Genomic DNA, 11,094 nt, shown 5'->3' on the forward strand with positions numbered 1-11,094 from the left:
CCCTCGGACAGCGCGGCCGGCCCTCGGACAGCGGCGGCCGGCCGTCGGGGGCGGCTGGCTGCCGTCGGGGCCGGCTGACGGCTACCGGCGGGCCAGCCGTGGCGGTGGCGCCCCGCCCGCTGCCCTCGAACACCCCGGCCTCTTCCCCCGACTGCGTCCCCATCGCCCTGCCCCGGTGGGTGCGGCGGCCCACAGGCTGGTGGCCGTACGTGGCGAGTCGGCAGGGGAAGGGTGAGGTGGGCCGTGAGGGGCAGCGGGGACGCGGGCGGTCGGCGGCGCTGGGGTCGGGTCGTCCTGACGTTGTTGCTGCTGGCCCCGCTGCTCGGGGCGGGCCCGGCGGCGCGGCCGGCCGCCGACGACGAGGCGGCGGCGCAGGTCGCGGCGGCCGAGACCCGCATCGTGTACGCCGGGACCCGACACCGGAGTCTGGGCCGGGTGGAGAACGACACGTCAAGCCCGCCGCTGTTCGGCCCGGGCCCCACCCACTACGACGTGGACCCGGCGGCCCTGGGCGACCAGTTGGTCTTCGCCAGCCGGCGGGACGAGCGGCGGCCCCAGGTCTATCTGCGCGCCGCCGACGGGTCGGTGCGCCGGCTGACCAGCGGCCGGGACGCCGCACACCCGCGGTTGACGCCGGACGGGCAGGCCGTCGTCTTCGACTCGGCCGAGCCCGCCGGGCCCGGCGGCACCACCCAGCGCGACCTGTGGCGGGTGGCGGTGGACGGCACCGGTCTGACCAGGCTGACCAACACGCCGGCCAGCGAGGAGTGGCCGACGCTCTCGCCCGACGGGCAGCGGCTGGCGTACGCGAGTGACGTCGACCGGGCGGCGGGCCGGCAGGTCTACGTCCGGCCGCTGGCCGGCGGCCAGGCACGGCGCGTCACGGACCCGGCGGGCGGCACCACGGCCGGCGAGCCCGTCTGGAACCCGGTGGACGACGCCGAGAACCGGAACGTCATCGCGTACACGGCCACCGGTCCTGCCGGCCCGCGGCTGCACTGGACCGACGGGGACGGCGGCGGGGGCGGGCCGCTGTTGGGGGGCGGGCAGGAGAAGTGGCGTGCCCATCGGGCAGCGTGGTTGCCCGACGGGGACGGGCTGTTGTTCCTCAGCCCGGAGCGCACCTGCAACTGCAAGGGCGACTGGGACCACGTGTACCGGGTGAAGGTGCACACCACGGAGGTCCCGACGCTGGTGCTCAGCGAGGACCGTGAGGTGGGTTCGGCGACCTGGCTCGGCCCGGTGGCGGGCGGGAGCACGGTGGTGGACCGCACCACGCCCGACGAGCCGGCAGCGAAGGAGGAGCCGGACGGCCGGGGCGGACCGCACCAGGTCACGCTCCAGGACGTCCGCCTTGACGGCTCCGACCCGCGCGACCTGGGCCGGTTACTCCTCGAAGAGGACCCGGCGGCGGACACCGACACCGCACGGGACCGGCTGTTCGAACCCGACTCGGCGTACGACCCGTGGACCGAGCGGCAGACCTATGCGCCCGACGGCCGCCGGATCGCCTTCACCGCGTTCGAGGGCGCGTACGGGCAGCGGTTGCAGCAGGTCTGGACCGCCGAGGCCGACGGCGCCGGGGCCGCTGTGCTGCCGCTGGCCGAGCGTGGGCCGCTCGACCGGGACACCGATCCGACGTTCTCACCCGACGGGAAGTACCTGGCCTTCACCCGTACCTCGCCGGACGGGGCGGGCGGCACGACCCCCGGGCGGGTCCTGATCGCGGACGCGGCGACCGGCGCGATCGTCGACCGGATCACCCCGCCGGCCGGGCAGGGCCTCGGCGACGCGCAGCCCACCTGGTCGCCGGATGGCACAGTGCTGGCCTTCACCCGCAACCAGGCCGAGGACGGAGGCGGCAAGCACGTGTGGACGGTGCCCCGCGACCGGCTGGGTGAGCAGCGCGACCTCAGTGCGACGGGCTGTCCCGAGGGCTGCCGGGTGATCGACGACAGCCCGGCGTTCTCGCCCGACGGGCGGACCGTGGTCTTCAACCGGAAGAGCTACGGCCCGAAGGAACGGGGCGGCCTGCTGCTGACCTCCGTGGCGGGTGACGGCTGCCGGGTCCTGTTGCCCACTGCGGCGCGCGACGTGCCCGGTGCCTGTGGCCGGGAGCTGCCCGACACGGACGCCACCGGCCCCTTCCAACCCCGGGACGCGGCGTGGACGGCCGACGGCGGGAACCTGGTGTTCACCTCGCGCGCCGCGCTGCCCCGCACCAGCCCGGAGAAGCTGCGCGTGCTGAACGTGGCCACGGGGGCGGTGACCTCGCTCACCGACGACCTGCCGGGGCGTCAGAAGGAGCCGAGCGTGCAGCAGTCGGTGGACCTGGCGGTGCGGGCGCCCGACACCGCCGATGAGATCACCGTCGGCCGTACGGGCACGGTCGGGGTGGAGGTGGTCAACCACGGGCCCGCTGCCTCGCCCGGCACCCGGTTGACGCTCGCGCCGCCCGCCGGGGTGCGCGTCACGGGCCTGTCCGCGCCGGGCCGCACCTGCCAGGCCGCGGCCCTGACCTGCGAGGTGGGCGTGGTGCCGGCGGGTGGCACGGTGCCGGTGACCGTCACCTTGACCGGGGTCACGCCCGGCCGGCATCCGATCGAGTGGTCGGTGACCGGCGCCGTGCTCGACCCGCGGCCGAGCGACAACGCCGACCGGACCGTCGTGCCGGTCCGTGAGGCACCCGTCCCGCCCAGCCCCACACCTCCGACGCCCACACCCCCGACACCCACGCCTCCCACCCCGACGACGGCGCCACCCACCCAGACCCCACCCAGCCCCCGGCCACCGACCACTCCGCCACCCAGTACGCCGCCACCGCCCACGCCGGCGCCGCCACCGCCGCCGCTGCCCACGCCGCCTCCCGTGCCGGCGCCACCGCCGGCGCCCGCGGCCGGACCCGGCGTGAGCATCGCGGTCGCGCCGAGCCCGGGTTACGTCGGCGGGCGCGTCGTGGTCACGTACACCGTCCGCAACGGCCGCCAGGCGCTCGCCACCGGGCTGCGGCTGCGCCTCGGGCTGCCCGCGGGGATGCCGAACAACGGGCCGCCCGCCGGCTGTGACCGGGACTTCGACTGCGCCCTCCCGGACCTGACGCCCGGTGCGCGCACCGTGCTGCAAGTCGTCCTCAGCCCTAAGAGGGCGCTCACCACCGAGGTGACCGCCGCGCTGACGACCACCGGCACGGACGCCGACCCCGGCGACAACCGCGCCCGGCGCCCGCTGCGCATCCTGCAACCGCGGATCGTCGCCGTGCCGCCCATCGGCAAGCCCGGCTTCGTCACCTCCGTACGCGGCAAGGACTTCCCGCCCGGCGTCCCGGTGCGCTTCCGGTGGCGTCCTGGCATCACGGCGGCAGCGGCGCCCACCGTCCCCAAGGCGGACGGCACCTTCATCGGCCAACTCCTCATCCTGCACAAGGACCAGACGGGTCCGCGGACCATCACCGCGAGCGGCCCCGGGTTCTCTCCGGTGACGACCGACTTCCTCGTGGTCAGCGGCAGCATCCAACCCCCCGACGAGGTGATCCGCCGATGATCCACGAGGTCGACGAGGCGCTTCAGCGGCTGCTCGACGAGTCCGGGCTCGCGGAGTCGGGCGTCGAGGTGGTCTTCGACGCCCCGACCCGCGACTGGGCCGCGCGCCGCAGCGCGCCGACCGTCTGCGTGTTCCTGTACGACATCCGCGAGGACGCCACGCGCCGGGGCGGCGGCAGCGGCGGCGAGGAGTACGACGCGGACGGGCTGGTCGTGGCGCGGCGTGCGCCCGCCCGCTGGTTCCTGCTGACGTACCTGGTCACGGCCTGGGCCAGTCGTTCACAGGACGAACACCGTTTGCTGGCACAGGTGTTGGCCACCTTGACGGCTACGGACACGCTGCCGCAGCGCCTGCTGACCGGTTCGCTGGCCGCGCTGGGCCGCACCGTGGACCTCGGCCTGGTCGGCACCGGCCCCGACACGCCCGCCGCCGCCGATGTGTGGTCCGCGCTGGGCGGGGAGTTCCGGCCCTCGCTTGAGGTGCAGGTGCGGGCGCCGCTGGCCGGTGCCAGCCGGGCGGCGGCCCCGCCGGTCACCGAGGGGCTCGTGGTGCGGCCGGCGCGGGAGACGGGGTCCGCTGAGGGCGCGGAGGCGGTGGAGGGCGATCGCCGGCTGCGCTACACGGGGCTCGACGACCCGGGGGCTGAGGGGTTCGGCGCGCCGCGGGAGCGGGGGCCCGAGCCCGGGCGCCGCCGCCGACGCCACGGGGGCCGCCAGCCGTGACGGACACCGTGCAGTCCGTGGCCGGCACCGATGGGGAGGCCGTGCCGTATCTGTGGCGGCGGCTGCGGCTGGTGGAGGAGCGGGTGCGGGTCGCGGTGGCCGCCCGGCGCGCCGGCGACCCGGACCCGGACGACCCCTACCTGGGCCAGTACCTCTCCCCGGAGGCGGCGGCCCGCGTCCTGGCGGAGCCCGCCGACCGGTTCGGCCTGCCGGCGCCGCCCGCCGCGCACCCGCCGCCCGGGTCGGTCATCGAGCGGCTTGCCGGGGCGTTCGGCCTGGCCCCGATCGACGTGGACCTGCTGCTCATCGCCGTGGCACCGGATCTGGACACCCGGTTCGAGCGGCTCTACGGCTACCTCAACGACGATCTGACACGGCGCCGGCCGACCGTCGGGCTCGCGCTCGAACTGTGCGGGCACGGCGGTGCGTCCGCCGTGCGCTTCCGGCTCGCCGCGGGCGCGCCGCTGCTCGCCGGCGGGCTGGTGGAGGTCGGGGAGCCGGAACGGCCGCCGCTGTCGCGGGTGGTGAGCGTGCCCGACCGGGTGACGGCGCACCTGCTCGGCCATGACGCGCCGGACGGCGCCCTGCTGCCGGTGCTCGGCGAAGACGTCCCCGACCCCGCGGTGGACGGCGTGCGGGTGCGCGAGGCGGCCTCGGCGGCCGGCACCGGCTCCTGCCACGTGCACGTACGGTCCCATGGCGGTGCCCCCGAGGGCCTGGCGGGCGCGGCGCTGCGGGAGATGGGGCGCGGCGTCCTGGTGGTGGACGCGGCGGCGCTGGCACGGCGGCCTGACGAGTGGCCGACGGTGGCCGCGGTCGCGGCCCGTGAGGCGCGGCTGACCGGGGCCGGGATCGTCATCGGGCCGCTGGAAGCGCTGCCGGACAGGCCGGCCGAGCGGGCCGAGCTGCTGCACGCGTTGTGCACGGCGGCCCGCGGCGTCCCCCTGTTCACCTACGGGGCGCACGACTGGGACCCGGTGTGGGCGGCGGACACGCCGGTGACGGTGACCGTGTCGGCCGCCTCGCCCGCGCAGCAGGCGGCGCGCTGGCGGCGGGCGTTGGAGCGGGCCGGCGGCACGCCGGGGGACGAGGCGGGCGCGTTGGCCCGCTCGGTGGCCGCGCACCGGTTGGACTCCGGGCAGTTGCGGCGGGCCGCGGGCGCCGCGGTGCGCACGGCGGCGCTCGCCGGGCGCCCGGTGACCGCCGATGACCTGCGCGGCGCCGTGCGCGCCCAGAACGGGGTGGGGCTGGCCCGGCTCGCGCGCCGGGTGGTGCCCGCGGTGGGCTGGGCCGACCTGGTCCTGCCCGACCGCACGCACCAGGCATTGCGCGAACTCGCGGTGCGCGCCCGCCACCGCGACCAGGTGCTGGGGCAGTGGGGCATGCGGCCCGGGGGCGGCCGGGGGCACGGGGTGATCGCGTTGTTCGCCGGCCCTTCGGGTACCGGCAAGACGATGTCGGCCGAGGTGGTGGCCGCCGATCTGGGCATGGACCTGTACGTGGTGGACCTGTCCACGGTGGTCGACAAGTACATCGGGGAGACCGAGAAGAACCTGGAGCGGATCTTCACCGAGGCGTCGGCGGTCAATGCGGTGCTGCTCTTCGACGAGGCCGACGCCATCTTCGGCAAGCGTTCGGAGGTACGGGGCGCCAACGACCGGCACGCGAACATCGAGTCGGCGTACCTGCTCCAGCGCATGGAGTCCTTCGACGGCATCGCGGTGCTGACGACCAATCTGCGCGCCAACGTGGACGAGGCGTTCACCCGGCGGCTGGACGTGGTGGCGGAGTTCCCGGTGCCCACCACGGCCCAGCGCCTTGCCCTGTGGGAACGGTGTCTTGGGGGCCGGCTGCCGCGCGCCGCCGATCTCGACCTGGGCTTCTGCGCGGACCGCTTCGAGTTGTCCGGCGGTTCCATCCGCGCCTGTGCGGTGACGGCCGCCTACTTGGCGGCCGAGTCCGGCGCCGACCTGTCCATGCACCAGGTGGTGACGGCCGTCGCCCGGGAGTACCGCAAGCTGGGCCGGCTGGTCCTGGAGGGCGAGTTCGGCCCGTACCTGGACCAGGTCCGGCACGCCGGCTGACCCGCCCGGCCGGCAACTGGAGCCCCGTGCGCCCCCGCGGTTGCACGTGGCGCACGGCGGCCGGCGACCTGGCGGGCAGGGGCTCTGCCCCCGGGCAGGCCCTCCGTCTCCTAGGCACCGGGGGCGTCGGCGTCAAGGCTGGGTCCGCGACCGAAGACCGCCGAGCACGGAGGAGCGAGCATGCCGACGTACCTCACCCCAGGCGTGTACGTGGAGGAGGTGCAGTCCGGCGCCCGTCCGATCGAGGGGGTCGGCACGGCCGTCGCCGCGTTCGTCGGCTTCGCCGAGAAGGGCCCCTTCCACGCACCGACCCTGGTCACCAGTTGGGAGCAGTACACCCAACAGTTCGGCGGCTTCACCCGCGGCGCCTATCTGCCGCACGCGGCGTACGGCTACTTCGCCAACGGTGGCGGCGCGGCGTACGTCGTGCGCATCGGCGGGGCGGCGGCGGGCGCGTCGACACCGGCGCCGGACGGGGCCGGGTCCGAGGCCGGGCAGGTGGCGGCGCCCGCTGCGGTGGAGGTCGGCGGCTTCCTGGTGGCGGCCAGGCCCGGAGTGAGCGGGGTGTCCGTCGAGATCGCCGCGCCGGAGGGGGACAACCCGCCCGATGACCGGTTCAAGGTGCTGGTCCGCCAGGGTGACCAGGTGGTCGAGACGTACGAGGCGTCCACCCGCAAGAGCGTGAAGGGCTACCTGGTGAGCCAGGCCCGCAACTCGAAGCTGATCGAGGTCACCGAGGCGCGCGGGGCGGCCCAGGGGCGGCCGGTGGCGCAGCGGGTTGCGGTCCCGGACGCGCCGGCTCCGGCCGCGGCGCCGGGGGCCGGGGGCGGGGTGGCGCGCCTTGACGCGGCCGAGTACGTGGGGGACGCCGAGGCCCGTACCGGGTTCGCCGGGTTGGAGTCCATCGACGAGATCACCATGGTGGCCGTGCCGGACCTGATGAGCGCCTTCCAGCGGGGCGACATCGACGCGGAGGGTGTGCGTACGGTGCAGCTCGCCGTCATCTCGCACTGTGAGCAGATGGGCGACCGGGTGGCGATCCTGGACGCGCCGCCCGGCCTCTCCGCGCAGCAGGTGCGCGCCTGGCGCAACGACGAGGCGGGGTACGACTCCCGTTACGCGACTCTCTACTACCCGTGGGTGCGGGTCTTCGACCCGGCGGCCGGGCACAACGCGACCGTCCCGCCCAGCGGCCACGTCGCCGGCCTGTGGGCACGCAGCGACGTCGAGCGCGGCGTGCACAAGGCCCCGGCCAACGAGGTGCTGCGCGGTGCGGTGGACCTTGAGTTGCGGCTCAGCAAGGGTGAGCAGGACCTGCTCAACCCGATCGGTGTGAACTGCGTGCGCGCCTTCCCCGGGCGGGGCATCCGGGTGTGGGGCGCCCGTACCCTCTCCTCCGACCCGGCCTGGCGCTACCTGAACGTCCGCCGGCTCTTCAACTACCTTGAAGAATCAATCCTGTTGGGCACCCAGTGGGTGGTCTTCGAGCCGAACGACGACCGGTTGTGGTCGAGCATCCGCCGTAACATCACCGCGTTTCTCACCGAGGAGTGGCGCCGGGGCGCGCTGTTCGGGCGTACCGCCGCGGAGGCCTTCTACGTCAAGTGCGACCGCGACAACAACCCGCAGGAGGCCATCGACCAGGGGCGGGTGGTCTGCGAGATCGGTGTCTCCCCGGTCAAGCCGGCGGAGTTCGTGGTCTTCCGGCTGGCCCAGTTCTCCGACAGCACCAGCCTCGTCGACGAGTGAATCAGGAAGGGTGACACACGGTCATGGCAGAGGGCGATGCGCTTTCCACCCATATCTTCGGCGTGCAGCTCGGCGGGTACCTGGTGGAGTCGATCCAGGAGATCAGCGGGCTGTCCGTCGAGGAGGAAGTGGTGGAGGTCCGGCAGGTCAGCGCCGACGGCAAACAGATCATCCGCAAACAGCCCGGCGCCCGGCAGGCCGGCGAGATCACCATCACCCGCGGGCTCGACAAGAGCAGCGAGTTCACCACGTGGATCAAGGAGACGCTCAACAACGGCGCCGTCGACACCGCGCGGCAGAACCTGACCATCGAGATCAAGGACTCCACGGGCGAGACGGTGCGGCGCATCCAGCTCATGCAGGGCTGGGCGTCCAAGTGGGAGGGCCCGTCGCTGAAGGCGGGCGAGTCATCGGCCGCCACGGAGACCGTGACCATCGTGTTCGAGGAGATCGTCGTCGAATGAGGCGCCGTACGGTCACGGCGGGCAACCTGGAGGAGATCCTCCAGGCCACGGCGCCCGCGACGCAGACGGGTGAGACAGCCCCGCAGCCCCAGGCCGCCCCGGCCGCGGCGGCGGGCCAGGGCTCCGGGTTGCGCACCGAGTTCGAGTTCGAGCTGCCGCGCGGCTACCTGGACGAGGCGGGGACGCTGCACCGGCACGGGTCGATGCGGCTGGCGACGGCCCGCGACGAACTGCGCCCCCAGATCGACCTGCGGGTCAAGGAGAACCCGGCGTACCTGAGCGTGGTGCTGCTCAGCCAGGTGATCACCCGGATCGGTGCCATCACCGATGTGCACGCCGGTGTCGTGGAGCGCATGTACGCCACCGACATCGCCTTCCTCCAGGACTTCTACCGGCGCGTGAACAGCGAGGGCCACACCCGGGCCGCGGTCACCTGCCCGCACTGCGAGGGTGGCTTCGAGGTCGACCTCTCGGGTGGGCGCCTGGGGGAATCGTGACGTACGCCCTCCCCCGGCTGCGGGAGGAGATCGCGTACATCGCCTACCACTTCCACTGGCCGCGCGAGGAGATCCTCGACCTGCCCCACGGCGAACGCCAGCAGTGGGTGGCCGAGATCGCCCACATCAACACGCGTGCGAACGAAGGTGGTTGAGCGGATGGCTTGGTGGGACAGGTGGCGCGGACGGGCGGCCACCGGGCCGCAGGGCCCGGCGGCGCGGCCGGCCGAGGCGACTGCTGCGGAACAGGCGGCGCCGGCGGTGGGTGGGGCGCCGGCGCCGGCGGGCGCGGCGACCGTGCCCGGCGACTGGGACGGCGGCTGGCGACGCACCGCTCCCCCGCCCCTCACCCTGGCCCGCGCCCCGCTGGCCGTCAGCGACGGGCTCACCTTCCGCGGGCGGCTGGCGGCGTGGCGCAACCCGCTCTTCGACACGGGCCTCGCACACACGGTGACACCGCTGGCCCCGGCGGGTGTGGCGCGCGGAATCGCCCGCCCAGCCACGGCGCCGCCCACGCACGGTGCGGGTGGGCCCCTGCTCCTGCGTGCGGTGCCGCCGGTCGGCGGGACGGCCGATGACTCCGGTTCCGCCGGCCTCGGTTCCGGTGGCTCTGGCGCTGGTGGCATGGGGCCTGCTCGCGCCGGGGTGGGCCGGGGCCGCGGCCGGGAGGCTGCGCGCGGGCGGGACACGGCGGGCACGAGTTCGGGTACGGGTACGGGTACGGGTACAGCTTCGGGTACGAGTTCGGGTTCGGCGGGGGGTGGCGCCGGGGCGTCGGCGGGTGCGGCTCCTGGTTCCGGGGCGGCGTCCGGTACGGGGGCGGGTCCTGGCGCCGGGGCGGTCGGCCCCACCGGTGCCAGGGTGGTCAAGCCGGGGGAGGTTGGCCCCCGGGATGCCGGTTCGCGGGAGGCCGGTTCGCGGGAGGCCGGTTCGCGGGAGGCCGGTTCGCGTACGGTCGGCCCCCTCGTGGCGCGCGTGGCGAGCGGCACCGATGCCGCGGCGACGCAGCCCGCCACACCGTCGGGCCCACTCCGGGGGTCTGCGGTCGGAACCACCCCGCCGGGCCCCACTCACTCCACCGAATCCAACTCCTTTGACGGGCAAGGCGGTTCGCAGCCACCAGCCGAGGCAGCCGCGAGTCCCGCCGAACACGGCCTGGTCTCCGAACGCCATCTGCCGACCACGCCCCGGCCCGTGCCCGACCGGGCCGCGGCCGACCGGGCGGGGCCGGCTGTCGTCCAGCGAACGCCGGAGGGCGGCGCGGCGTCCCCACCCGCAGGAGGTGTCACCCCTTCCGCGCTTCCGCCTCTCCCCCTGGTACGCCGCATCGCCGTGGTGCCAGCCTCGTCACGGATCGGCGCCGACGCTGCCACCGCCTCGGCCCCCGCTTCCGCCACGTCCACCGCCGGGCCCGCCGCCGGTTCCGGGACACCGCCCGGGCGCCCCGGGGCACGCTCCGCGCCCGCCGCCGGCGCCGGGCGTCAGGCCGGCGGAGCCAGCAGCCCCGGGGCCACGCAGCACGGGTCCGCCGCATCCGCCACCGCCGGGCGGCACGGCGCGACTGTCGACCGGGGCGCCGACCGCACGGGCCCGGGCGACGCGGCACGCAGCGCCGCGAGTTCGGGAGCTCGGCAACCGGCACGAGAACCGAGTTACGCCGCACAACTCACCGTACGAACAAGCCCGTTGGGACGCCCCCTCACCGTGGCGCGGGTGTCGCTGCGGACGACCCGGCGGGTGTACCCCGTACGTCCCGCCGCTGCCCGGCCTGGCCCCGGCACACCACCCGCCGCCGCATCCGGACCGGCCGCGCCACCGGCCGCCGCGCCAGGACCTGCCACACCATCGGCCACCGCATCCGATCCCCACGGGGGGCCCGGGCACGCCCCGGGTGTTGCCGCCGGGGCCGGCGGGCCGGCCAAGGAGGCCCCGCTGTCGCCCGCGCGGGCACCGCTCGGTGCGCCGCTGGCCGGACTGCCGGCCACCGCGGTTCCGCTGGCCCCGGATGCCCCGGCCCCCCGCCCGGCCGCCCCCGGCG

Annotated in this window: 7 protein-coding genes; all 7 read left to right on the forward strand. The window is 75.6% G+C overall.

Annotated features, from left to right (window positions below; all coding sequences use genetic code 11):
• Window positions 1-243 precede the first annotated feature (243 nt).
• The 7 genes from ACMA1D_RS29800 to ACMA1D_RS29830 all read left to right on the forward strand — a co-directional run bounded on the left by ACMA1D_RS29800 (window position 244) and on the right by ACMA1D_RS29830 (window position 9,211).
• Window positions 244-3,540: a hypothetical protein gene (locus ACMA1D_RS29800; RefSeq protein WP_414727102.1), complete on the forward strand. Its 3,297-nt coding sequence runs from the start codon at window positions 244-246 to the stop codon at window positions 3,538-3,540.
• The gene (locus ACMA1D_RS29805) at window positions 3,537-4,262 is read left to right on the forward strand and encodes a DUF4255 domain-containing protein (protein WP_414727103.1); all 726 of its coding nucleotides are present in this window, start codon (window positions 3,537-3,539) and stop codon (window positions 4,260-4,262) included. Before ACMA1D_RS29800 ends, ACMA1D_RS29805 begins: the two co-directional genes overlap by 4 nt.
• Window positions 4,259-6,346, forward strand: coding sequence for an ATP-binding protein (locus tag ACMA1D_RS29810; RefSeq protein WP_414727104.1), 2,088 nt, complete (start codon window positions 4,259-4,261; stop codon window positions 6,344-6,346). Before ACMA1D_RS29805 ends, ACMA1D_RS29810 begins: the two co-directional genes overlap by 4 nt.
• A 180-nt stretch (window positions 6,347-6,526) precedes the next feature.
• Window positions 6,527-8,095 (forward strand): phage tail sheath family protein, encoded by a 1,569-nt coding sequence (locus ACMA1D_RS29815; RefSeq protein WP_414727105.1) that lies wholly within the window; start codon window positions 6,527-6,529, stop codon window positions 8,093-8,095.
• Window positions 8,096-8,118: 23 nt separating this feature from the next.
• Entirely contained in the window at window positions 8,119-8,559 is a 441-nt protein-coding gene (locus tag ACMA1D_RS29820; protein WP_349989897.1) for a phage tail protein, read from the forward strand.
• Window positions 8,556-9,056, forward strand: a complete 501-nt coding sequence (locus tag ACMA1D_RS29825; RefSeq protein WP_414727106.1) for a hypothetical protein — start codon at window positions 8,556-8,558, stop codon at window positions 9,054-9,056. The genes ACMA1D_RS29820 and ACMA1D_RS29825 overlap by 4 nt, the downstream gene beginning before the upstream one ends.
• Complete coding sequence (locus ACMA1D_RS29830) at window positions 9,053-9,211, forward strand: DUF6760 family protein (RefSeq protein ID WP_349989895.1); 159 nt, start codon at window positions 9,053-9,055, stop codon at window positions 9,209-9,211. Before ACMA1D_RS29825 ends, ACMA1D_RS29830 begins: the two co-directional genes overlap by 4 nt.
• The last annotated feature ends 1,883 nt before the right edge of the window (window positions 9,212-11,094 follow it).

Source organism: Streptomyces sp. 796.1, from assembly GCF_047525675.1.
Lineage (GTDB): Bacteria > Actinomycetota > Actinomycetes > Streptomycetales > Streptomycetaceae > Streptomyces.

Bases quoted from the DNA above. Each gene is read 5' to 3' on its own strand.
- ACMA1D_RS29805 (WP_414727103.1), top strand. From the start codon at position 3,537: ATGATCCACGAGGTCGACGAGGCGCTTCAGCGGCTGCTCGACGAGTCC.
- ACMA1D_RS29815 (WP_414727105.1), top strand. From the start codon at position 6,527: ATGCCGACGTACCTCACCCCAGGCGTGTACGTGGAGGAGGTGCAGTCC.
- ACMA1D_RS29820 (WP_349989897.1), top strand. From the start codon at position 8,119: ATGGCAGAGGGCGATGCGCTTTCCACCCATATCTTCGGCGTGCAGCTC.
- ACMA1D_RS29825 (WP_414727106.1), top strand. From the start codon at position 8,556: ATGAGGCGCCGTACGGTCACGGCGGGCAACCTGGAGGAGATCCTCCAG.